Source organism: Polaromonas sp. (assembly GCF_029945925.1).
Taxonomy (GTDB): domain Bacteria; phylum Pseudomonadota; class Gammaproteobacteria; order Burkholderiales; family Burkholderiaceae_C; genus Polaromonas.
The window spans coordinates 13,683-35,056 of record NZ_JAQSDN010000009.1 but is presented as its reverse complement, the minus strand read 5'-3'; the positions used below and the strand labels follow the sequence as shown (position 1 = coordinate 35,056).

Here is a 21,374-nt window from a genome sequence, read left to right as displayed (position 1 = left end):
TCAAGCACCACCGTGCAGGAACACCAGCACCGCATTGAGCAGGTAGGTGGCCAGCAGGCCCACGCTGACCCAGCTGACAAAACGCAACACGCGACCCTGGGGCCGCATCACCAGCCCGATCATCACCAGCCCGCTCATGACCACGGCGGCGATTGCCGTGCCCGCATGCACGGGCGCGGCGTCGGCGAGCAGCGGCCCGCGGGTGTAAAAGAGGTCGTCGATTGCCAGAATGGTCACGTTGAACAGGTTGCTGCCGAGCAGGTTGCCGATGGCCATGTCGAGCGCGCGCAGGCGCAGGGCCGACAGCGTGACCGCGATTTCGGGCAACGTGGTCACCAGCGCCATGAACAGCGTGCCGACAAAGCTGCGGCTCCAGCCCATGGCCTGGGCCAGCTGGTCGGCAATGGCGGGCAGCCAGCTGCCGGCCGCCAGCACCACCAGCGCTGCAAGCCCGAAGCGGCGCCACTGCCGCCTCAGCTGCTGCGGCGGCGCGGCGGCGGAATCGGGTTCAGGAGGGGTACGCAGCGACTGCTCGTGTGCGAAGACGCTGCGTAGCGCCAGCAGGTAAAGCACCAGCAGTACCGGGCTGTACAGCCCCAGATGCAGCATGGCCGGTGTGGCCGCGGGCAGCAGCAGGCTCATGGCGACAAAGCCCAGCATCACCACGCCGAAGGCGGCGGACAGCAGGTGCGCCGCGCTGGCACGGCGGTAGATCGGCTGGTGTGGCTGCAACGCGTCGATCACCACCAGGAACACGAGGTTGAACACGCAGGCGCCGAGCGCGTTGCCCACGGCCAGATTGGGCGCATTGATGAGGGTGACGGCGCTGATGCCCGAGGCCAGCTCGGGCAGCGAGGTCACCGTGGCCAGCAGCGCCAGGCCCATCCAGCCGCCCGTGAGTCCGGTTGCTTTGGCGATCTGGTCGGCACTCTGGCACAACACATACCCCGCGCCGGCGATCAACACCGCGCACAGCAGGAACTGCGGGACGAGTACGATCAGGCTCATGCGGTCCGCTTTCGGCGCAGGCGCACGATCAACTTGCGCAGTTCTTCGGCCCACAACACGCTGCTGGCCAGCAGCAACAAGGGCAGCAGGGAGGCGGGCGCCAGCGGCACCGTGTAAAACAGGGTGTTCATGAACGGGGCATACAACACCAGCAGTTGCAGCCCTATGCTCAGGGCCAGGCCGCCGAGCAGCCAGGGGTTTTTCAACAGCCCCAGCTGCAGCGCCGAGCGGGTGGCCGACTGGCAACTGAGTACGTTGAACCACTGGCACATCGCCAGCACGGTGAATGTTTCGGTACGCACCAGATCAATCGGCAAGCCCTGTCCGAGTCGCCAGGCGAACCAGCCCAAGGTCACGGCGGCGATCATCGGCGTCATCAGCGCGACGCGCAGCAACATCTGCCGGCCGAGCAGGCGGTCATTGCGCTGCACGGGGCGCTGGCGCATCTCGTCGCCGTCGGGCGGGTCCATCACCAGGTTCACCGTCACGGTACCCTCGGTGACGATGTTGATCCACAGGATCTGCACCGCCACCAGCGGCAGCGGATAACCGGCCAGCAGCGCCAGCAGCAGCACCAGTACCTCGGCCATCGAGGTGGCGAACAGGTAGAGAATGACTTTTTTCAGGTTGCCGTAAACCACACGTCCCTGCTCGACCGCGGCGACGATGGTGGCGAAGTTGTCGTCGGCGATGATGATCTTGGCCGCGCTTTTGGCCACCTCGGTGCCGGTGATGCCCATGGCCACTCCCACATCGGCGCGCGCCAGCGCGGGCGCGTCGTTGACGCCGTCGCCGGTCATCGCCACCACCTCGCCGTGCGCCTGCAGGGCTTCGACGATGCGCAGCTTTTGCGCCGGATGCACACGCGCAAAGACCGAGATGTGATCGAGCCCGTCGCGCAGGTCCGCCTCGTTCATGCGTTCGAGCTCGGCGCCGTCCACCGCGCGGTCACCGTCACGGGCAATGCCGAGTTCACGCGCAATCGCCAGGCCGGTGAGTTTGTGGTCGCCGGTCACCATGACGGGCCGGATGCCGGCCGCGCGGCATTCGGCGACGGCGGCCTTGACCTCCTCGCGCGGCGGGTCGATCTGGCCGGCCAGGCCGAGCAGGTGGGCGCGACCGGCCAGCGCGTCGAAACCGGCCTCGGGGTCCAACACATCGTCTTCCACCACGGCAAAGGCCAGCACCCGCAGGGCGCGTGCGGCCATGGCGTCGGCGGCCGCGCGGGCCGCGTGGATCACGGCGGTTCCGTCGGCCGCGCACAAATGCAGCAGCACTTCGGGTGCGCCCTTGATAAACACACGGCGCGGTGCATCGGCAAAACGATGGCGCGTGGCCATCATGCGGGTGTCGGCATCGAAGGGCAGTTCGGCCTCGCGCGGCGCCTCGCGGGCAAGTTCTTCGAGGGTTATGCCCGCCTTGGCGGCCAGCACCTTCAGCGCGCCTTCTGTCGGGTCGCCCAGCACCGACCACTGCGTGCGCGCCTCCTCGGGCGGCAGCAGCTGCGCGTCGTTGCACAGCGCGGCGGCCTGCAGCAGCGGCAGCAGGGCCGCATCATCAGAACTCAGTTGGCCCTCGGGTGCGTAGCCCGTGCCGCTGACGGACACCTCCAGCCCACCGGGCAGCCACAAGGTGTTGACCGTCATTTCGTTGCGCGTCAGGGTGCCGGTCTTGTCGGTGCAGATCACGGTGGTCGAGCCCAGGGTTTCGACGGCCGACAGGCGGCGGATGATGGCGCCGCGCCCCGCCATGCGCTGCATGCCGACCGCCAGCGCGATGGTCATGGCCACCGGCAGGCCTTCGGGCACCATGGACACCATCTGGCTGATGGCCACCATCAGCACATCGGCCAGCGGCAGATCCCGGAACATCCCGAGCGCGACCACCGCGACAAAAAGCACCAGCGCGGCGACGACCAGCGCGCGGCCAAACTGCGCGATGCGCTGCTCCAGCGGCGTCTGGGGGTCGGCTGCGGTTTCGGTAAGCCCGGCAATGCGGCCGACTTCGGTGTGACTGCCGATGGCCACGACCACCGCCCGCGCGCGGCCGGCAGTTGCGTAGGTGCCGGAGAACAGCATGTTGCGACGGTCCGCCAGCCCGGTGGACTCGGCCAGTGGCGCCACCGCCTTGCTGACCGGGACCGATTCGCCGGTCAGCGCGGCCTCGGCGACTTGCAGCTGGGCTTCCTCGATCAGGCGGGCATCGGCGCCCACCGCGTCGCCGGCCGCCAGCAGCAGCAGATCACCCGGCACCAGGTCACGCGCCGCGATCAGCGCCTCCTGTCCATCGCGCAGCACCCGCACCCGCAGCGCCGCCAGCCGGCGCAGCGAGGCCATCGAACGTTCTGCACGGCCCTCCTGGAAGGTGCCGACCACGGCGTTGACCAGCACCACGACCAGGATGACCACCGCGTCGCCGTAGTGCGCCATGGCAACCGCCAGGACGGCGGCGGCGAACAGGATGTAAATCAGCGGGCTCTTGAACTGGCGCGCAAACACCGCCAGCATGGAGCGGCGCTGCGGCTCAGGCAGGGCATTGGCGCCTTCGCGCGCGCGTCGTTGCTCCACGTCTGCGGCGCTGAGCCCGACGGCGGGGTCGCAGGCCAGTTGGGCCAGGACCTCGCCGGCCGGCAAGGCATGCCACGGTGGAGGAACGGGCGTGGGCCCGCTGTGTGAGGAGAGGGTCTTGGCGGTCATGGGCAGGGCAGGTTGTTGCCGTCAGGGTAGCGCAAAAATCGGCCACCCCGGTCCGCATGCCGCAGCCTCAGCGAACGGGATGCCCTGCCGCTTGCGTTACATCAAGCCCGTTGCCATCGCGGCGATCACGCCGCTCTTCAGGGGCCGAGGCTGCGCACAAGGAGTTCGTGACCGTTGGTAAGGTGCCACCTGCATAAGGTACCCACAGGCACCACTCCCTTTGATACATATCAATTAGCCGTTGCGGAGCCCCGTTAGCATCGACCTCAGAACCTGTACTTCCATGAAGCTTTCTTTCAGCACCCGTAGCAAACGCCACACCGCATTTCTGGTGTTGCTGGGGTGGCTGTTTGCGCTGGCTTCAGGGGTCGCCAATGCCTGCTTGCTGGAAGCGCGCATCACGCACGCCCACGCAGCACCCGTCGAATCGTCCGAAACAGCGCAGACGCCCCTTGTCTCCCCGGGTCATGCGGGAGTTGTTGCTGGTCACGATGGTGACTCGCATCCCTCCAAGGCGCCGTGCCTGAAGGTCTGCGACGATGGCGCGCACTCTCTACCCAAACAAGACTTGAAGGCGACCCAGGCCGATCCTGGTCCGGCGCCTCTCATGTCAATTCTCTGGACAGCGGTGACGCCTGCTGCTCCGACGTCTCGGCGGATGGACGACGTCCAGCCCACCTTACCTGAGCGGCCCATTCGGGTTCGCTACTCGCGGCTGGCACTTTAGCCGCCTTCTGACGGCTGGCCCGGAACCTCGCGTTCCGCAGACCTGCGTCCATTTCCCGGTCCAAAGGGCGTTGTGCCCAGGTGAAAGAGGGGGGCGTCAGGCATCGCGCCAGCGCCTGTGTTTACCCACATACGATGCATTCCCCGTTCTTTCTTCAACCCACCAGGAGTCTGTCATGACCCAATTCCGATTTATTCCCCTTGCCGTAGCGCTCACCGCTGTCGGCGCATTGACTGCCTGCAATACAGCCCCTGCCATGCGCATGGGCAGCACAAGCACCCCCAGCATGGCTGCATCTGACCAGATGACCAGGATGGATGCGCAGATGAAGACCATGCAGGGCTTGCACGAAAAAATGATGAACGCCAAGACCGCAGAAGAGCGCAACAAACTGATGGCCGAACACATGAAAACGATGCAGGACGGCATGGCCATGATGGACCGTATGTCCGGCGCTGGCATGGGCGGCATGAAAGGCATGCCGGGTATGGCCGGCGACCTGGACGCGCGCCAGCAGATGATGGAAAAACGCATGGAGATGATGCAGACCATGATGAAAATGATGATGGACCGCATGCCGCCTGCGCCCGCCAGGTGAGGAGTTGCCAGCCTTGGCGCCGAGATGGACCACGCGCTGGCGGCTGAACCTGGCATCGGCCTGCCGTTGCCGTGCGATGTCGTCGTGCCTCGGGACGCTGGCCGCAGGCTGGATTTCAGTACAGATTGTTTTTCGAGGAGATCGGCATGCTTGACACAAGAGGCTACAAATTGAGTCGGCGCTGCTTGTTCGCTGGCGGGGTGGCCTGCGCCGGCCTTGTGCTGGCGACAGTGCCCTGGGGTGTGATGGCTCAGGCAAGTCCTGATGCGATCGCCACGCAGTCGACGAGCGATCAAGGGGTAACGGTCAGGGTGACACCGAAGTCGATCGGAAACCCGGACAGCCGGTGGGAGTTCATGGTCGTGCTGGACACACACAGTGCGGACCTGAGCGATGACCTGACCCGGAGCGCCACCCTGGTGACCGACGAGGGGCGCACATTCAGGCCTGTGAGCTGGCAGGGCGCGCCACCCGGCGGCCATCACCGGGAAGGGGTGTTGGCCTTCGATGTTCCGGCGCCACGACCGGGCGTGATTGAACTCAGGATTGCGCGACCGGGTGAATCCGCCCCCCGGATTTTTCGCTGGCAGCTTTGAAGGAGAGTCATCATGGACCCGTTTGACAATGATCGACAGGTGCCATCGTTCTGGCGCCGGCCTGCCGGCATGGCGGTCGCAACGGCCGCCCTGATCGCCGGCTTCTACCTTCTGCGTGAGCACTGGGGCCATGTTCTGGGCTACTGGCCGTACCTGCTTTTGCTGGCCTGTCCGTTGATGCACCTGATGCATGGGCACGGCCATGGCGGCCATGGGCATCGGCGACAGGAGCCGGAGCACACGAGCCACGGGAAGGGGTCATGAGATGGAACTGAAAACCCTTCACCACGGCCCGCGGCGGAACCGTGCATGAATGCGCCGTTCCAGCTTCATCGGGAAGCGCTGGTCGGGATTGCCGCAGATTCCACAGCCATCTTCGCATGGCTGGACGATCACAGACGGCTGTCCGCGCACATGGAGAAGCGGTCTCTCATGATGGCGGGCGCAACGATGAAAACAGAGCTCGACAGCCAGCGGGGTCAGGCGGTCGGATCAGTGATACGCATGAAAGGCCGAGTTCTCGGTGTGTCTTTGCATGTGGAGGAAGTTGTTACCCGCTATGAGCCTCCTGTCCGGAAAACCTGGGAAACGCGCGGTCAGCCGCGCTTGCTGGTGATCGGCCGGTACCGCATGGGATTCGAACTTTCCCCGGCAGCCACCGGTACCCGCTTGCGTGTCTGGATTGACTACAGCTCTCCAACCGGCCTGGCCGGGCGCTGGCTGGGAAAACTCCTGGGCCAGGCTTACGCAGAGTGGTGCGTGACACGCATGGCCCGGGATGCAATGAATTTTTTAACAAGGAGTAATCATGTCTGGAATCAGGAACTGGCTGGTGATGGTGGCAATGCTGTCAGGATGGGGTGTCGCGGGTGTCGGCCTGGCGGCAGACAAGGTGTATGTAGCGAACGAGGAGGCCGACACGGTCAGCGTGCTGGATGCTGAGTCGTTCAAGACGCTTGCCAACGTGCGTGTAGGCGCAAAGCCGCACAACGTGCAAGTCTCACCGGATGGCACGCGGGTGTGGGTGACCAACAATGGAGAGCCGGCTACCGCAGATGCTTCTGCTCATCAAGGCATGGGCAAGGACGAGCATCAGGCCATGGGCGATGCTGGTGCCGTCTGGGTGATTGACACCACGACCCATGCGGTGGTTGCGAAAGTAGGGGTAGGTTTGCATCCAGCGCATGTTGTGCTGACTCCGGATGGTCGCTTTGCCTACGTCACCAACGGCGGCGACAACACATTGAGCGTGATAAATGCCTCGACGCAACGCCGGGTGTCAACGATAGCGGTTGGAAAATTTCCCCACGGCATTCGATTCAGCCCGGGCGGCACGCAGGCCTATGTTGCCAACCTCAAGGGGGGCACGGTATCCGTGGTGGATACAGCCAGTCAAAAGGAAGTGGCGCAAATACCGGTGGGCAAAGGGCCAGCCCAGGTTGGCTTTACGCCCGACGGGCGTCTGGCGTTCGTTTCACTGTCCGGAGAAAACGCTGTTGCGGTGATCGATCCTGCGACCCGCAAGATCTTGCACAGGATTGCTGTCGGAACGGTTCCCATTCAGTTGTTCGCGACGCCGGATTCCACCACCTTGCTTGTTGCCAACCAGGGCACGCGAAAAAAACCAGGCAAGACCGTCAGCATGATCGATCTCGGTACTTTCAAGGTAATCAAGACCGTTGAAACCGGCGCCGGCGCTCACGGCGTGGCCATTGACCGGGACGGACGATACGCCTACATCACGAACACCTACGCCGGCACGCTGTCGGTGCTCGATATCAGGAAGCGCAGTGTGGCGGCAACCGTACCCGTTGGCAAAGGGCCCAACGGCGTCAGCGTGAGACCGTGACAAGCTTCGGCCGGATTTCAGGGCGATGCGTGACCTGTGAGAAAGCGCCTCGCAGGTAGCACGGTCAGAACGTGTCCAGCCACTGCTGATTGAATGCAAACCAGCCGCCCGGGAGGTAGATCACCGCGCTCACACCGCACACCCGGGTTGAAGTTTTCCGGGTGCGCAGGCAGGCCTGGCGCAGTGCCGGATCGAGCGCGCGGGAAGCAGACCGGTTGCGCCATTGCAGCACGCCACTGAACGCCAGCATCAATCCAGCCAATGCGAATACGGCTTTCTTGCACTCGCTGGCCGCGGCTCATGTTTATTTGGCCGGCTCGATCGACATCACCGTATAGGCGCCGTTGACCTTGTCGGCCGTGAAGCTGATCTTGTCACCGGCCTGGACCTTGTCGAGCAGGGCCTTGTCCTTGACCTGGAACACCATGCTCATGGGCGGCATGTCCAGGTTCTTGATTTCGCCGTGTTTGAGGGTGATCTTGCCGGCGTCCTTGTCGACCTTGCGGACCTCGGCTTCAGAGACGGGCAGGGCAGCCTGCGCGAACGCGGCCGACGTCACGAGGGTGGCGATCAGTGTGGTGAAGTATTTCATGTCAATTCCCTTGAATGCGCTCAGGCGCGGTGATAACTTTGATAAACGCGGGTCGTCCCGCTGCGGCTGATGAGCACCACGTCATACGGGTCCTTGCGCGTGCCGTACTCGGGGCCATCCATGCCGGGCGAGCCAACCGGCATGCCAGGCACCGACAGGCCGACAGCGGCCGGACGTTCCTTGAGCAGGCGATGCACCTCGCGGGCCGGCACATGGCCTTCGATGGCGTAGCCGCCGACCAGCGCGGTGTGGCAGGAGCCGAGCTTGTCGGGCACGCCCAGCCGTTTCCGGGCGGCAGTGTTGCCGCTATCGTGCACCTTGACATCGAAACCGTTGGCTTCCATGTGGACCACCCAGTCCTTGCAGCAACCGCAGTTGGGGTCTTTCCAGACTTCGACCTGCGGCCGGGTCTGTGCCATCAGCGTGGGTGCCAGCAGAGCGGTCCCGGTGAGGCTGGCCATGGCTTGTACAAAAAATCGTCTTTGCATGAGATGCTCCTTGAGGGATTGGGTGTCGTCGGGGGTTATCGGGCTATCGGGTTAACGCGTTAGCGGGTTAATGGGTTAGTGGGTTGCCGCGGCGACGCTGATCTTGCCAACCATGCCCGCCTGGTAGTGGCCGGCGATCAGGCAGGCAAAGTCAAATTCGCCGGGGCGGTTGAAAGTCCAGATCAGGCCGCCGCGTTTGCCGGCGCCGACGTGGGCCATGTAGGGTTCGTCGTGCTGCATGGTGGGGAACTTCAGCATCAGGGCGGCATGTTCATCGAGCTCCTTTTTCGTGCCGATGACCAGCTCGTGCAGCATCTTGCCCTGGTTGCGGATGACAAAGCGCACGGTCTCCCCCTGCTTGAAGCTCAGCTTGTCGGGCGTGAAACGCATGTTGTCGTCCATGGTCAGGGTCACGGTGCGGGTGACGGATTTGGCGTCGCCGGCGATGCCCCATTCCTTTTGCTCTTTGGCAACCACGGCGGCCTTGCCGGTTTTCGGATCGTCTCCGTGGGCAAGGCTCAAGGTGGTGGCGCCTGCGAGCAGCAGCGCGGCGAGGAAAGGGTGAAGTTTTTTCATGAAGTGTTTCTTTCGGATCAGTGCTTGTGAATGGGAGCGGTGGCTGGTGCTGCGCCAGCGGCGGGCCCGGCATAAGCGCGCAGCTGCGCATAACGGGTGATCTGCGCAGGTGTCAGCAGCGCGGCTTGCTGCAGATGGGTGTCCAGATGCGACTTGCGCAGCAGGGCCTGCAGCCGGCCTATGCTTTCGGTGTGGGCCGCCAGCCGGGTTGCATCGATCTGGCGCGACGCAAAAGCCTGATCCAGCGCACGTTCGGCTTCCACCAGCTGGGTGCCCAGGTCCCGAGCCTCCGCCTTGTGGCGGTTCATCAGCGTTTCGCTGGCCTGCTTCTGTTCCGCGCTCAGTTCGAGTTGCGCGGCCAGCTCCAGCGTGTGCATGGGCCCGGGGTAGCCGTTGAGTTCGGCGGCCTTGGCCAGTTCCATGCCCTGGCCGGCCAGCAGGTCGGCGGTCTGGGTGGACGAGAGGGCCTTGATCTCGCGTATTTGCTGACCTGCATAAGGGCTGGCGTTATGTGACGGCTGGTGCGAATGTTGGCCAAATGTGCCTCCAGCCCCCATCAGTAAAGCGCCGGCAGCTATTAATTTGAGAGTAAATCGGGTTGTCATGGGTGTCCATTGAATCAGTGGCCGGCATGGCCGGAAGGTTTTCGGATCTGGACCTGTGTCACGGGGCCCGGTGAGGCGGCCGGCATGGCCTTGCTGCCCGCGCGCGGGCGCGCCGGGTCGGGCAGTGCGCCGGTCCATTCGTAGGCGACTGTGCCGGCCGGGTGCTTGTACCAGCCCGGGTCCTTGTAGTCGCCGGGCTTCTGGTTTTTGCGCACCTTGAGCATGCTGAACATGCCGCCCATTTCGACCGAGCCGAACGGGCCGGTGCCGGTCATCATGGGGGCGGTGTTCTCGGGGATTTCCATTTCCATCTCGCCCATGTCGGCCATGCCGCGTTCGCCCATGACCATGTAGTCGGGCACGGCCTTCTGCAGCTTTTTGATCAGGCCGCGGTGGTCCACACCTATCATGGTTGGCACGTCGTGGCCCATCGCATTCATGGTGTGGTGGCTCTTGTGGCAGTGGAAGGCCCAGTCGCCTTCCTCGTCGGCCAGAAATTCGATCTGCCGCATCTGGCCCACCGCGACATCGGTGGTCACCTCGTACCAGCGCGTCGATTTCGGCGTGGGGCCGCCGTCGGTGCCGGTCACCAAAAATTCATGGCCGTGCAGGTGGATCGGGTGGTTGGTCATGGTCAGGTTGCCCATGCGTATGCGCACCTTGTCGCCCTGGCGCACGTTGAGCGTGTCGATGCCCGGGAAGACCCGGCTGTTCCACGACCACAGGTTGAAGTCCAGCATGGTCATGATTTTGGGTGTCATGCTGCCGGGGTCGATGTCGTAGGCGTTGAGCAGGAACACGAAGTCGCGGTCCACCTCGTCGATCAGCGGGTGTTTCGCTCTCGGGTGGGTGATCCAGAAACCCATCATGCCCATGGCCATCTGCGTCATCTCGTCGGCGTGCGGGTGGTACATGAAGGTGCCGGGCCGCCGCGCGACAAACTCATACACAAAAGTCTTGCCGACCGGAATGGCCGGCTGGGTCAGGCCCGACACACCATCCATGCCGTTGGGCAGGCGCTGGCCGTGCCAGTGCACGCTGGTGTGTTCGGGCAGCTTGTTGGTGACAAAAATGCGCACGCGGTCGCCTTCCACCACCTCGATGGTCGGGCCGGGGCTTTGCCCGTTGTAGCCCCACATGTTGGCCTTGAAGCCTGGCGCCATCTCGCGCACCACCGGCTCGGCCACCAGGTGAAATTCCTTCACACCGTTGTTCATGCGCCAGGGCAGGGTCCAGCCGTTGAGCGTGACCACCGGGTTGTAGGGCCGGCCCGTGCCGGGGACCAGCGGCGGCATGGTGTCGGGCTTGTCCTGCAACACCGGCTCGGGCAGGGCGGCCATGGCGACGCGGCTCACCGCGCTGGCGGCCACCGCGGTCACCGTGGCAGCGGCTGCACCGGCAAAAAATCGTCTGCGTTCGTTGTTGATGTTCATGTCAATGTCCTTTGGCGTCGCTGCCGCTGGCAGCAGCGCCGGCGGCCAGGGGCGCCATGCCGGCGGAGGTCCCTGTCAGTGTGGTTTGCAGGTCGGTGTCGGCCAGCCAGAAGTCGCGCTGCGCTTCGATGCTGGCGTTGACCGCCGTGATGCTGGTGCGTGTATCGGCCAGCAACTCGAACACGCTGCTGAGCATGCCGTTGTAACGCAGCAGCAGTTCGTTGTTGATGAACTTGCGCAGCGGCACCACCTCGTCGCGGTAATGCAGCGCCAGGTCATGCGCGGTGCGCCAGGCGTGGTAACTTTCGCGCGCCTCGGAGCGGGCCTGGATGGCTGTTTCGCGCACACGCGCCACCGACTGCATGTACTGGCCCTGCGCGCGCGCGTTGCTGGCGCCGCCCCAGTCAAAAATCGGCAGTGGCAGCTCCAGCTCCCAGCCGCGCTTGATCTCCTTGTCGCCCGAGGCATTGTCAAAGGTGGTGTTGCGTGAATACTTGGCGTCGAGGGCATTGATGAAGCCGGTGCTGCGCGTCAAGCCCATGTTGTCGGCGACGTAGCCTGCCTGCGCCATGCTGGCGCGCACGTCGAGGCGGTCGCGCAGCGCGCGGGCCTCGATGTCCGGCATGTCGGCGATGGTTTTCGGCAGCTCCGGCAGGCGATCACTGAGCGTGAACTGCGTCTGCGCGCCCCACAGGCCCATCAGTCGTGTGAGTTTTTCGCGTGCGGCATAAGCTGCGTTCTGGCTGCGTGCCAGTTGTGCCGCAGCATCCGCGACAAAAGCCTGCTCGCGCGCCTGGTTCAGCTTGCTCCAGTTGCCCACACGTGCCAGGCGCCGCGCCAGTTCACCGCTGGCCTCGGCCGCCTCCTTCGCGTCCTTCATGTAGCTGGCGGTCTGCTGGGCGGCGACGGCGTTGATCCAGGCCTTGCGCGTGTCAGAGGCGAGTTTGACGACCTCCTGCGCGGCCTGCAGTTTGGCCACCTCATGCTGCTGGTTCTGGTATCTGGCGCGCCAGGGCAGGGTCAGCAGGCCGATGACGTTGAAGCCGATGCCGCGCTCGATCTCCACCTTGCTGCCTTCGACGAAACGGCCAATCGAGAAATGCGGGTTCGGCAGCGTGCCGGCGCGCACGCGGTCGGCATCACTGATACCCAGTGAGGCCATGGAGGCGTGGATGCCCGGGTTGTTCAGCAGCGCAATACGCACGGCCGACTCGGCGGTCAGCGGCCCGGCCAGCAGCCGCGTCACCGCGTCGCGGGTCTCCGCGCTGTCGCCGCGCCCGACCGGCGCGTTGATGCCCGCTGTTTTGCCGGCGGTCAGGGTGTTGATGTCCGTCTGGTTGCCGTCGGGCGACAGGCTGGCACAGCCGGCCAGTGTCGCGACCGCCAGCAGGGCCGTTGCGGATTTTTGGAATGAAAACATGGTGAGGCTCAATGTGTGTGGGGATGGGCTGCCGCAGGTGGGGCGGTATCCGGCGTGGCCGCAGGGGCCGCTGGCGCTGCCTGCTGCTGCTCCGATTTGAGGATGTCGACATGGCCGCGCGTGAATCGGCCAACGTCGGCATTGGCTTTTTTCCAGTCCTCGCGACCGACTTCCACGCCGGTGGGCAAGTCGGCAAACACGGAGCGGTAGCTCACCGCCGACACGGGCGCCGCGGGGTCGGCGGCCTGCGGGGCCGGTGCGTCTTGCGCATGGACGCTGCCCAGCGGCAGGAGCAGCATGCAAAAAAGGATACGGAAGGTCACAAAAATCTCCTGACGGACAAGCGGGGCGATCGTAAAAATCGCGCGAATCCGGCAAAAAGGGCAGGTTGCCCGTGCCGGATGGCAAGTACAGACCCAGTACGGGCCTGGAAGTCAGGAAATGGGTGGTTTTTGGCCCAGCGCGGCGACGGCGCTGGCAAATCGCGCGGTCGGCGAATGCGCCCGCGCAGGGGGAATGGCGAGGGAATCGGTGCTGGCTGTTACCGGCGACAGCGCGACCGTGTTGCAGGACTGGCAGGCGGCGCAGGAGTCGCAGTGCCCGGTGGCGCCCTGGGTCATGGGGTCGGAAGTCTGGCCAGAGGCGTGTCCTGCGCAATCCGGAGGAATTGCCGCCGAATGAGTCATGGATGCTGCCGGCTCCATCGCCATGTCATGGTCAAAATGACCGTCTGCCCTTGATTCATGGGCGTAAGCAGCTACGAATTCTGTAGCGGAAGCCACCTGTTGCAGATGACCGGCGGCCATGCCGGTAGCCATGGCATCGCCCACCATCCCGCGCAGGAGCAGCAGGAAGATCATGGCGATGAACAGGGGGCGTCGCATAAGTAGATGATACGGTGGCGGGCGGAAAGTTCAAAAAGCAAGGTGATTCGGTTACCGCAGCAGCCTGCCGGATCAGCCGGCTGAAACTGCGCATCCGCTGCGTGAACACCTGGCGGCGCTGCGCGGGCGTGAAGCTGTTCACGCAGCCTTTTGCGCCAAGCGGCCGGCCCGCAACTCGCGCCGTGCCTGCTGCATCACCGACCAGCCGCCCCAGATGGCCAGGCTGGCCATGACCGCCGCCACGGCCAGGTCCGGCCAGGCGCTCCTGGTCCCGAACACGCCGAACGCGGCCAGCATCACCGCGAGGTTGCCGATGGCGTCGTTGCGCGAGCACAGCCAGACGCTGCGCATGTTGGCGTCGCCTTCGCGCCAGGCATACAGCATGGCCGCAACCGACACGTTGGCGATCAGCGCGAGCAGCCCGATCGCGCCCATGGTCAAGGCCTCGGGCGTACCGCCCTGGGTGGCCACCCACCATGCCCGCGCCAGCACAAACACGCCGAAGGCCAGCATGCTGGAAGCCTTCAGAAGTGCGGCACGGGCACGCCAGACCACGCCCAGGGACAACACCGCCAGGCTCACGCCGTAGTTGGCGGCATCGCCGAAGAAATCGATGGCATCGGCCAGCAGCGACACCGAGCCGGAGCGAAAACCCGCCGCGATTTCCAGCGCAAACATGGTGAAGTTGATGAGCAGTGCGATCCAGAGGATTTTCCGGTAGCGCGGGCTGTTGGCCTGGGCGGCGGTGGCGTCGTGGTCGTGGTCGCAGCAGTGGGCAGACATCGAGGGGTTCTCCGGAAGCATAGTGTTGATGGCATGATTGGAAACCCTCAAGTCACTTCAAGGTCAAGCGATGCCTGTGTCAAGTCTCTCTGCCCCCAGGGCTTACCAGATCGGCGAGGCCGCGCGGCAAAGCGGCGTCAGCCCCGCGAACATCCGGTTTTATGAAAAGGAAAGCCTGCTCAGCCCGCATGGACGGGGTGAGAACAGCTATCGTTTGTATAGCGAAGGCGATGTGCACCAGCTGCGTTTTATCCGCCTGTGCCGGGCCATGGACATGTCGCTGGCCGAGGTGCGCACCCTGCTGGGGCTGGACCTGAACAACAAGACGGATTGCGCGGCCGCACGCGACGCGCTCGACGGGCACCTGGGCCATGTGCGCGCGCGGCTGGCGGAACTGAAGGCGCTGGAAAAAGACCTCAAGGCCCTGCGCAGCCGCTGCGACGGCCGGGACGCCCATTGCCACATCATTGAAGCGCTGCACGAGCTGGCCGATGCGCAGGCCTCAGCCCCATCTCGCGCGGTGCCGAAGAAGCGCCACGTTTAAGAACGCTTGGCGTTACTTGATCTCAAAACGCGCCGTGGCCGGAGGCTTGCCTGCCAACGTGACCACCGCAACACCTTTGGTGCCTTTGGCGACCTTGAAGGCGCCTTTGGCTTGCAGCTTGTCGCCGGCAGGCAGGAGCTCGATTTCGGATTTGTCGGTGCCATTGAGCAGCGTGACCTTGGCCTTCGCGCCGTCCAGCTTCATGGGTTTTCCGTGGTCGCTGACGTAAATCACGATGGCATCCGGCTTGGCGACGATTTCCAGATCGCCCGCTTTGGTTTCGACCGCCACGCCGCCGAATTTGGGGTCGTGGCCGTGGTTGCCTGCAGCCAGGGCGGCTGTGCTGGAAAGTGCAATGCAGATGGCCAGACCGAGGGGATGGAGTTTCATTGAAGTTACCTTTCAGGTGGTGGATAAAAAATGAACGGGTGAGGTTAAAACGTTTCAGAACCGGAATCGGCGACAAGCGCTTCAATGGGCTTGCGGCCAAACAGCGCGACCATCGCCGGCGTCAAAAACGAGTCGAGCAGGGTCGAGGTGATCAGGCCGGAGAAAATCACCACCGCCACCGGGTGCAAAATTTCTGTGCCCGGCATATCCGCCTCAAACAGCAGCGGGGCCAATGCCAGCGCTGCCACCAGCGCGGTCATCAGCACCGGCGTCAAGCGCTCCTGCGAACCGCGTAGCAGCATGGTGTGGCCAAAATTTTCCCCTTCAAACGCGCACAGGTTGATGTAGTGCGAGACCTTCAAAATACCGTTGCGAATCGCGATGCCAGCCAAAGTGATAAATCCCACCAGTGCAGCCACCGACAGTGGCTGACCCGACAACCACAGCCCCACCACCGCGCCGACCAAAGCCAGCGGTATGTTGGCCATGATGATGGCGGCCAGTATCCCGGAGCGGTAGCGCGAGTAAAGAATTAAAAAGATCAAGGCCACCGAGCCCAGCGAAAGCAGCCCGATCAGGCGCGAGGCGTCTTCCTGCGCCTGGAACTGACCGCCGATCGTGATGAAGTAACCCTCGGGCAGTGCAGTGGCGGCAATTGCCCCCCGTATGTCGGCTACCACGTCGCTGAGCGCCCGTCCTTGCGTATTGGCCGCCAGTACGATGCGCCTGCGCCCGTCATCTCGACTGACCTGATTGGGCCCGTCACCCTCTTCCACGTTGGCCAACTGGCTCAGGGGTACCCGGCCGCCCGGGGTGTCTATCATCAGATTGCGCAAGCCCTCGATGCCGCGCGAGGCCTCCGGGAGGCGCAGCACCAGGTTGAAGCGGCGGCTGCCTTCAACGATTTGCGTCACGCTTTCGCCGTCTATCAACACCTGCAGCTCCTGCAGCAGCTTGGCGGGTGGCAGGCCCAGACCCAGGGCACGGTCGTAGTCCACCTGGATTCTGATTTGGGGCGTCAGCACCTGCTTTTCGATTTCCAGGTCCACCACACCGTTGATGCCGGCAAGCTTTTGCCGCAGCGCCTCGGCCTGTGTGCGCAGGGTGTCCAGATCATCACCAAAAATCTTGATGGCGATCTGCGAACGCACGCCCGACAACATGTGGTCGATGCGGTGGCTGATCGGCTGGCCAATGCCGATGGCCGCTGGCAAGGTGGCGATACGGCTGCGGATGTCGGCAAACACCTCTTCCAGGCTGCGCTCGCTGCGCTTGAGTTTCAGGTCGAGCTCCGATGCATGCACACCCTCGGCATGTTCGTCCAGCTCGGCTCGGCCCGAACGGCGGCCCACATGTTCGACCTCAGGCACATTCGCCAGAGCCTTTTCGGCAATCGTGCTGATGCGGGCCGACTCAGTAAGCGTGGTGCCGGGGTTCAGGCGCAGGCCGACCAGCGCCACGCCTTCGTTAAACGGAGGTAAAAAGGTGGTAGGAAAAAACGGCACGGCCGCCATGGCCAGCAGCGCTGCCGCCGCGCCGGCCAGCACCCAGGTGCGAGGACGCCCCAGCACATATGCCAGTGCTTTCACGTAGCGTGCTTTCAGCCATAGCTGGGCCCGCGTATCTCCATGGTCCAGCCCTTTCATTCCCGGCAGCAGGTAATACGCCATCACCGGCGTGAGCGTCACCGAGACGAGCATTGAGGCAAGCATGGCGACGATGTAGGCAACAGCCAGCGGCTGCATCAAGCGCCCCTCGACACCCGGCAAAAAGAACAGCGGCACCAACACCAGCACAACAATCAAGGTGGCAATCACGATGCCCGAGCGCACTTCCAGTGTGGCCTTGGCAATCAACTTCAAGGGGTCGAGCCGCTTGGTGGGATGCGCGGCGCGGTCCATCTTCAGGCGGCGCAGCACATTTTCCACGCCCACCACGGCATCGTCGACCAACTCGCCGATGGCAATCGTCAGACCGCCCAACGTCATGGTGTTGATGGAAAAACCGAAATACTTGAAAACCAGCACGGTCGCCATGAACGAAATCGGTATAGCCACCAGCGAAATCACGGTGGTACGAACGTTCAGCAGAAATAAATACAGTACCACCGCCACAACGGCAAATGCCAGCATCAACTTGCCTTTGAGTGTGTTCACCGACGATTCAATAAAGGTAGCCTGGCGCATGGTGACTTTAGGCTCGCCCATGCCCGGCGGCATTCCTTTTTTCAGCTCTTCGATGGCGGCTTCGATTTTTTCCGTCAGTACCACGGTGTCAGCGGCAGGCTGTTTCTGGATGCTGAGAATCACGGCGGGCTGGCCGTTCAAGCCCGCATCGCCGCGCTTGATGGCTGGCGCAAACGTGACCTTGGCCACCTGGTTGAGCTGGATCGGTTTGCCGTTTTGAAAGGCTACCGGCAGGCGCTCCAGGTCCTGCAGTCGGGTGGTGCGGCCGATGTTGCGTATCAGGTACTCGCGTGAATTGAGTTCGAGAAAACCGCCGCTGGAGTTGCCTGAAAAACCCTTGAGCGCCGCTTCGATGCTTTCGAGGTCAATCTTCAGCGCTGCCATGAGGGCGGTGTCGGGTTGCACCTGGTACTGGCGCACCTCGCCGCCAATCGGCACCACCTGGGCCACGCCGGGCAGGGTGAGCAGGCGCGGGCGCATCACGAAGTCGGCGTACTCGCGCACCGCCATCGGGCTGATCTTGCTGGTGTCGATGGGCAGGGCCAGCAGCATGATCTCGCCCATGATGGAGCTGATCGGCCCCATGCCGACATGGGTCACACCTTGGGGCAATTGCTCACGCGCCAATTGCAGCCGTTCCCCGACCATCTGGCGGGCGCGGTAGATGTCGGTCTTCCAGTCGAAGGTGACGTAGACGAAGGACAGGCCGACGCTGGAGATCGAGCGAATGCTTTCCACGCCCGGGATGCCGCCCATGGCGATTTCCAGCGGCGCGGTGATCAGTTGCTCGACCTCCTCGGGCGCCATGCCGCCGGCTTCGGCCTGCAGCGTGACCGTTGGTTTGTTCAGGTCGGGGAATACGTCCACCGGCATCTTCACCAGCGTCAGCGCACCGGTCAGCAGCAGCACCACCGACAGCACCACCACCATCAGGCGGTTGGCGAGGGAGGCGTGTATGAGTTTTTCAAACATGGTGTGCGGCCCTGTTTCAGCGAACCTGGTTGACCAGCGGCGCGCCCTGCGTCACCACCCGGTCACCGGTTTTCAGGCCATCCACAATCGCAGCGGTGCTGCCGTCCAGCGGCACCTGGCGCACGGTGCGCGGCTGGAACACCTCGGCATCGGTGTGGATCCACACCATGTCCTGGTTGCTGGCATTTTTGACCACCGCACCCATCGGCACGGCAAAGCCCTTGACCTGGCTCTTGGTCTGCACCGTCACTTTGACCGGCTGGTGGATGGACAGGGGTATGGTGTTTTTGCCCGGCAGGGTGCGGAAGACCAGCGGGATCGCGCCTTCGCGCAGGCTGCTCCCGGCACCGACAAATTGCAGTGGCACGTTGGCGCCGGGCGCGGGGCTGGCGCTGGCCGAGGCGATGTTGGCGGCCAGCGCGGCATCAAAGGCGCTGGCCTCCACACCCATGCGAGAAGGATCAACAATTTCGAACAGCAGGTCGCCGGCATTGACCACCTGTCCGGCCACCACGCCGGCGGCGGCGATCACCCCCGAGACCGGTGCCACCAGAGCTTCGGTGGCCGACACGCTGCCGGCCACGGCGGCGGCGCGCTGCCGCAGACTGGAAACATCGGACTGCGCGGCTTCAATGTCTTTTTGCGGCACCGTGCCTTCAAGTTGCTGCAGGCGTTCCACGCGCCGTCGCACCAGGGCGAGGCTGGCATTGAGCTCAGCGCTTTGCGCCTGCTGGTTGGCGCGTTCAATCGCGCTGGTGGAGGCGCGCACTACTGCGAGGACTTCTCCCTTGCGAACAGCCTGGCCCAGTTGCGGCAGGCCGCGAGGACCGGCTTCGATGCGGCCGGCTTGCGTCGGCTGCACCTTGCCGCCGGCGTTGCTGTCCAGCACCACCCGGCCTGTCAGCTCGACCGTTGTCGGCAGGGACGCTTCTTCGATGCTGATGGTTCGGACGCTGAGTTGACGCTGGCTGGCCTTGGGCAAAAACACGCCACCATCGGCCAGGCGCCGCGGCGCGTTGCCACCCGCAGCAGGAGCGGACTCGTCACCGGGGTCGTGACCCGGCCCCGCCTGAGCGTCCAGGGTGGCGGTTGCGCCCAGGCCCAAGGCGCAGGCGGCAATCAACATGCCGGCCAGGCCTTTGCGGCGGCGCTTTCGCCATGCCGCACCGGCGAGCGCCGCCAGCAGCAGGGCAGCTCCCGCGTACGCTGCCCAGCGCAGCCAGGGCCGGTTTGCGTCAAGGTGCTCGTCCGCGGCGTGGGGGTCGGTGATGACCAGGTCACCAGCCAGCAGGTCGGTATCTTTACCTGCGGCGACGACAAAACTGACAGCCAGCGTGCCCGGCTGGCCAAGCAAGTCATGTTTGAAGCTGTAGCTGCCGTCCGGCTGGGGCGCGGCTGTCCCTTTGGCTGCGCCGGCCTCGACCTCGATCTTTGCATCGATGACCGGCTCGTTGCTCTCGTAACGATCCAGGTAAATTTTCATCTCGCCGTTGTCGACCACGCCGACCAGCTCGAACAGGTCGGAATGGCTGCTGATGCGCGGGGAGGTGACCACACCTGCCGCCGCTGGCGCTTCTGCACCGTGGTCTCCCCCAGCCCAGGCCGTGGCAAACAAACCAGACGCTATAAAAAAAATAGCTGCCAGCGCTTTCTGGATATGGGCTGGTGGCGTATTTGGCTTGTAAATGAGGTTCATGGGAGCAATCCAAGAGCTTGGTTTAATTGGGAAACGGCGCGTTGCAGGCCCACACGGGCGCGCGCCAGGGACAGATCGGCCTCAAACTTTTCGCTGTCGGCGCGCAACCGGGTTGGCAGGTCGGACTCGCCAAGGCGGTACGCCTTGGCCACCAGGGCTTGCACCTCGGTGCCCAGGCGCGCGCGTTCGGCCATGCTGGCCTGCGTGCGGCGGGCGGCGTCGAGCTCGGCCAGTGCCGATGCCAGTTCGGTCTGTACCTGCCGCTGGGTGGCATCCAGTTCGGCCTGCGCGGCGTCGAGTTCTGCGCGTGCCGCAGCGATGCGCGGGGCATTGCGGCTGTCGGTGCCGAAGGGAATTTTCAGTGCCAGGCGCAAGCTGTTCTCGCTCGCGGCGCCAAAGGCCGAACGTTCGCGCGTGATGCCCACACCGACGGACATCGGGTCGCGCTTGTCGGTTTCGCTCAGTTCGAGCGCAGCTTGCGCCGCCTGGACCCGTGTCTGCGCGGCCTGTAGCACCGGGTGGTCTGGACCCATGACCGGGCTCGCGGACGGCGGCGGCTCGTCCAGCAACGGCACTGCGGTCAGGCCGGTCAGTGCCCGCCACTGGTTTTGCAGACGGGCCAAGGCCTGCTGCGCCTGTTCCTGTCCGCTGGCGGCCTGTTGGACCAGGGACTGCGCCTGCAAGCCGTCCACACGGGCGCTGTCACCGGCTTTCACGCGGCGTTCCACGTCCTGCGCCAGTGTTTGTGCTTCGCTGTGTTTGCGTTGCGCCAGGTCGCGTTCGGTGCGCGCCACGGCCACGCTGGCGGCAGCTTCGCGCACCTCGGCAGCGAGTTTCAGCCGCGCCACCTGTTGCTGCGGCTCGAAACCCAGGCGCAGCGCTGCCAGCTCACGCTGGGTGGCGCCGCGCACGCCGGGGCTCCAGATCGGCAGTTCCAGCTCGGCTTCGTATTCCCGCAAGCCGCTGTTGTTGTTGAAGCGGTCGCTGCGCTGCGCCAGCAGGGCGCTGGGCGAGCCGTTGATCCAGGACGATGCCGCGCGTTCCCTGGCTTGCAATTGGGCGCGGCGGCTGTCGGCGCTGCGGGCTGCCGGGCTCAGGGCCCAGGCCGCATCCAGCGCTTCGCGCAGGCTGGTGGCGCCCGTGGGCGCTGCGGCTTCGGCCAGGGATGGCAGGGGTCGCGGCGGCACGGTCTGCGCACTGGCAAGCGTGAGGGCGGCCGGCAGCAATAACGATGTGCAGGCAAGCCGCGACAAACGGAAAGGGGAAAGATCAAGCAAGAGCGTTCTCCGAAGCAAATCAAGACTTCGGCGAACCTTTGCACTTAGGCCACT

General features: G+C 64.4%; 23 protein-coding genes. 7 read left to right on the top strand and 16 right to left on the bottom strand.

Annotation, left to right across the window (positions count from 1 at the left end):
- Positions 1 to 1,008, bottom strand: a complete 1,008-nt coding sequence (locus PSV40_RS02780) for a sodium:calcium antiporter (protein WP_300533882.1) — start codon at positions 1,006 to 1,008, stop codon at positions 1 to 3.
- Complete coding sequence (locus tag PSV40_RS02775; RefSeq protein WP_300533879.1) at positions 1,005 to 3,704, bottom strand: HAD-IC family P-type ATPase; 2,700 nt, start codon at positions 3,702 to 3,704, stop codon at positions 1,005 to 1,007. Before PSV40_RS02775 ends, PSV40_RS02780 begins: the two co-directional genes overlap by 4 nt.
- A 283-nt stretch (positions 3,705 to 3,987) precedes the next feature.
- Here PSV40_RS02775 and PSV40_RS02770 point away from each other — a divergent pair, with 283 nt between their 5' ends.
- The 6 genes from PSV40_RS02770 to PSV40_RS02745 all read left to right on the top strand — a co-directional run bounded on the left by PSV40_RS02770 (position 3,988) and on the right by PSV40_RS02745 (position 7,474).
- Positions 3,988 to 4,431: a hypothetical protein gene (locus tag PSV40_RS02770; protein ID WP_300533877.1), complete on the top strand. Its 444-nt coding sequence runs from the start codon at positions 3,988 to 3,990 to the stop codon at positions 4,429 to 4,431.
- A gap of 175 nt (positions 4,432 to 4,606) precedes the next feature.
- Complete coding sequence (locus tag PSV40_RS02765; RefSeq protein WP_300533876.1) at positions 4,607 to 5,029, top strand: hypothetical protein; 423 nt, start codon at positions 4,607 to 4,609, stop codon at positions 5,027 to 5,029.
- Positions 5,030 to 5,175: 146 nt separating this feature from the next.
- Complete coding sequence (locus tag PSV40_RS02760; protein WP_300533874.1) at positions 5,176 to 5,625, top strand: hypothetical protein; 450 nt, start codon at positions 5,176 to 5,178, stop codon at positions 5,623 to 5,625.
- A gap of 12 nt (positions 5,626 to 5,637) precedes the next feature.
- Complete coding sequence (locus tag PSV40_RS02755; RefSeq protein ID WP_300533871.1) at positions 5,638 to 5,889, top strand: DUF2933 domain-containing protein; 252 nt, start codon at positions 5,638 to 5,640, stop codon at positions 5,887 to 5,889.
- Between the two features lie 45 nt (positions 5,890 to 5,934).
- Positions 5,935 to 6,567, top strand: a complete 633-nt coding sequence (locus PSV40_RS02750) for an SRPBCC family protein (protein ID WP_300533868.1) — start codon at positions 5,935 to 5,937, stop codon at positions 6,565 to 6,567.
- A complete protein-coding gene (locus PSV40_RS02745) occupies positions 6,461 to 7,474 on the top strand; it encodes a cytochrome D1 domain-containing protein (RefSeq protein ID WP_300533975.1) in 1,014 nt (337 codons plus the stop codon). The genes PSV40_RS02750 and PSV40_RS02745 overlap by 107 nt, the downstream gene beginning before the upstream one ends.
- A gap of 64 nt (positions 7,475 to 7,538) precedes the next feature.
- On the opposite strand, the gene PSV40_RS02740 is transcribed toward PSV40_RS02745, so the two are convergent.
- The 10 genes from PSV40_RS02740 to PSV40_RS02695 form a co-directional block, all read right to left on the bottom strand.
- Positions 7,539 to 7,724, bottom strand: coding sequence for a hypothetical protein (locus tag PSV40_RS02740; protein ID WP_300533866.1), 186 nt, complete (start codon positions 7,722 to 7,724; stop codon positions 7,539 to 7,541).
- Between the two features lie 54 nt (positions 7,725 to 7,778).
- A complete protein-coding gene (locus PSV40_RS02735) occupies positions 7,779 to 8,066 on the bottom strand; it encodes a copper-binding protein (protein WP_300533863.1) in 288 nt (95 codons plus the stop codon).
- 20 nt (positions 8,067 to 8,086) lie between these two features.
- Positions 8,087 to 8,554, bottom strand: coding sequence for a DUF411 domain-containing protein (locus tag PSV40_RS02730; RefSeq protein ID WP_300533860.1), 468 nt, complete (start codon positions 8,552 to 8,554; stop codon positions 8,087 to 8,089).
- Positions 8,555 to 8,629: 75 nt separating this feature from the next.
- Positions 8,630 to 9,130 carry a cupredoxin family protein gene (locus PSV40_RS02725; protein WP_300533857.1) on the bottom strand — a complete coding sequence of 167 codons (501 nt, stop codon included), beginning with the start codon at positions 9,128 to 9,130 and terminating at the stop codon, positions 8,630 to 8,632.
- 17 nt (positions 9,131 to 9,147) lie between these two features.
- The gene (locus PSV40_RS02720; protein WP_300533854.1) at positions 9,148 to 9,735 is read right to left on the bottom strand and encodes a periplasmic heavy metal sensor; all 588 of its coding nucleotides are present in this window, start codon (positions 9,733 to 9,735) and stop codon (positions 9,148 to 9,150) included.
- 14 nt (positions 9,736 to 9,749) lie between these two features.
- Positions 9,750 to 11,168, bottom strand: coding sequence for a copper oxidase (locus PSV40_RS02715; RefSeq protein ID WP_300533852.1), 1,419 nt, complete (start codon positions 11,166 to 11,168; stop codon positions 9,750 to 9,752).
- Between the two features lies 1 nt (position 11,169).
- Positions 11,170 to 12,588, bottom strand: coding sequence for a TolC family protein (locus PSV40_RS02710; RefSeq protein WP_300533850.1), 1,419 nt, complete (start codon positions 12,586 to 12,588; stop codon positions 11,170 to 11,172).
- Between the two features lie 8 nt (positions 12,589 to 12,596).
- Positions 12,597 to 12,911, bottom strand: coding sequence for a hypothetical protein (locus PSV40_RS02705; protein WP_300533848.1), 315 nt, complete (start codon positions 12,909 to 12,911; stop codon positions 12,597 to 12,599).
- Between the two features lie 111 nt (positions 12,912 to 13,022).
- Positions 13,023 to 13,472, bottom strand: a complete 450-nt coding sequence (locus tag PSV40_RS02700; RefSeq protein ID WP_300533846.1) for a hypothetical protein — start codon at positions 13,470 to 13,472, stop codon at positions 13,023 to 13,025.
- A 138-nt stretch (positions 13,473 to 13,610) separates the two neighbouring features.
- The gene (locus PSV40_RS02695) at positions 13,611 to 14,255 is read right to left on the bottom strand and encodes a cation transporter (RefSeq protein ID WP_300533843.1); all 645 of its coding nucleotides are present in this window, start codon (positions 14,253 to 14,255) and stop codon (positions 13,611 to 13,613) included.
- Positions 14,256 to 14,325: 70 nt separating this feature from the next.
- On the opposite strand from PSV40_RS02695, the gene PSV40_RS02690 reads away from it, so the two are divergent.
- Positions 14,326 to 14,799 (top strand): Cd(II)/Pb(II)-responsive transcriptional regulator, encoded by a 474-nt coding sequence (locus tag PSV40_RS02690; protein ID WP_300533840.1) that lies wholly within the window; start codon positions 14,326 to 14,328, stop codon positions 14,797 to 14,799.
- 12 nt (positions 14,800 to 14,811) lie between these two features.
- Here PSV40_RS02690 and PSV40_RS02685 read toward each other — a convergent pair whose 3' ends face one another.
- From PSV40_RS02685 to PSV40_RS02670, 4 genes are read right to left on the bottom strand one after another with little or no spacing between them, the layout of a single operon-like run.
- Complete coding sequence (locus tag PSV40_RS02685; protein ID WP_300533838.1) at positions 14,812 to 15,189, bottom strand: hypothetical protein; 378 nt, start codon at positions 15,187 to 15,189, stop codon at positions 14,812 to 14,814.
- Between the two features lie 44 nt (positions 15,190 to 15,233).
- The gene (locus PSV40_RS02680; protein WP_300533835.1) at positions 15,234 to 18,347 is read right to left on the bottom strand and encodes an efflux RND transporter permease subunit; all 3,114 of its coding nucleotides are present in this window, start codon (positions 18,345 to 18,347) and stop codon (positions 15,234 to 15,236) included.
- Between the two features lie 16 nt (positions 18,348 to 18,363).
- Positions 18,364 to 20,043, bottom strand: a complete 1,680-nt coding sequence (locus PSV40_RS02675) for an efflux RND transporter periplasmic adaptor subunit (protein ID WP_300533832.1) — start codon at positions 20,041 to 20,043, stop codon at positions 18,364 to 18,366.
- Positions 20,040 to 21,320 carry a TolC family protein gene (locus PSV40_RS02670; protein WP_300533829.1) on the bottom strand — a complete coding sequence of 427 codons (1,281 nt, stop codon included), beginning with the start codon at positions 21,318 to 21,320 and terminating at the stop codon, positions 20,040 to 20,042. The genes PSV40_RS02675 and PSV40_RS02670 overlap by 4 nt, the downstream gene beginning before the upstream one ends.
- Positions 21,321 to 21,374 lie beyond the last annotated feature (54 nt).

Bases quoted from the DNA above. Each gene is read 5' to 3' on its own strand.
- PSV40_RS02780 (WP_300533882.1), bottom strand. From the start codon at position 1,008: ATGAGCCTGATCGTACTCGTCCCGCAGTTCCTGCTGTGCGCGGTGTTG.
- PSV40_RS02775 (WP_300533879.1), bottom strand. From the start codon at position 3,704: ATGACCGCCAAGACCCTCTCCTCACACAGCGGGCCCACGCCCGTTCCT.
- PSV40_RS02770 (WP_300533877.1), top strand. From the start codon at position 3,988: ATGAAGCTTTCTTTCAGCACCCGTAGCAAACGCCACACCGCATTTCTG.
- PSV40_RS02765 (WP_300533876.1), top strand. From the start codon at position 4,607: ATGACCCAATTCCGATTTATTCCCCTTGCCGTAGCGCTCACCGCTGTC.
- PSV40_RS02760 (WP_300533874.1), top strand. From the start codon at position 5,176: ATGCTTGACACAAGAGGCTACAAATTGAGTCGGCGCTGCTTGTTCGCT.
- PSV40_RS02755 (WP_300533871.1), top strand. From the start codon at position 5,638: ATGGACCCGTTTGACAATGATCGACAGGTGCCATCGTTCTGGCGCCGG.
- PSV40_RS02750 (WP_300533868.1), top strand. From the start codon at position 5,935: ATGAATGCGCCGTTCCAGCTTCATCGGGAAGCGCTGGTCGGGATTGCC.
- PSV40_RS02745 (WP_300533975.1), top strand. From the start codon at position 6,461: ATGGTGGCAATGCTGTCAGGATGGGGTGTCGCGGGTGTCGGCCTGGCG.
- PSV40_RS02740 (WP_300533866.1), bottom strand. From the start codon at position 7,724: ATGCTGGCGTTCAGTGGCGTGCTGCAATGGCGCAACCGGTCTGCTTCC.
- PSV40_RS02735 (WP_300533863.1), bottom strand. From the start codon at position 8,066: ATGAAATACTTCACCACACTGATCGCCACCCTCGTGACGTCGGCCGCG.
- PSV40_RS02730 (WP_300533860.1), bottom strand. From the start codon at position 8,554: ATGCAAAGACGATTTTTTGTACAAGCCATGGCCAGCCTCACCGGGACC.
- PSV40_RS02725 (WP_300533857.1), bottom strand. From the start codon at position 9,130: ATGAAAAAACTTCACCCTTTCCTCGCCGCGCTGCTGCTCGCAGGCGCC.
- PSV40_RS02720 (WP_300533854.1), bottom strand. From the start codon at position 9,735: ATGACAACCCGATTTACTCTCAAATTAATAGCTGCCGGCGCTTTACTG.
- PSV40_RS02715 (WP_300533852.1), bottom strand. From the start codon at position 11,168: ATGAACATCAACAACGAACGCAGACGATTTTTTGCCGGTGCAGCCGCT.
- PSV40_RS02710 (WP_300533850.1), bottom strand. From the start codon at position 12,588: ATGTTTTCATTCCAAAAATCCGCAACGGCCCTGCTGGCGGTCGCGACA.
- PSV40_RS02700 (WP_300533846.1), bottom strand. From the start codon at position 13,472: ATGCGACGCCCCCTGTTCATCGCCATGATCTTCCTGCTGCTCCTGCGC.
- PSV40_RS02695 (WP_300533843.1), bottom strand. From the start codon at position 14,255: ATGTCTGCCCACTGCTGCGACCACGACCACGACGCCACCGCCGCCCAG.
- PSV40_RS02690 (WP_300533840.1), top strand. From the start codon at position 14,326: ATGCCTGTGTCAAGTCTCTCTGCCCCCAGGGCTTACCAGATCGGCGAG.
- PSV40_RS02685 (WP_300533838.1), bottom strand. From the start codon at position 15,189: ATGAAACTCCATCCCCTCGGTCTGGCCATCTGCATTGCACTTTCCAGC.
- PSV40_RS02680 (WP_300533835.1), bottom strand. From the start codon at position 18,347: ATGTTTGAAAAACTCATACACGCCTCCCTCGCCAACCGCCTGATGGTG.
- PSV40_RS02675 (WP_300533832.1), bottom strand. From the start codon at position 20,043: ATGAACCTCATTTACAAGCCAAATACGCCACCAGCCCATATCCAGAAA.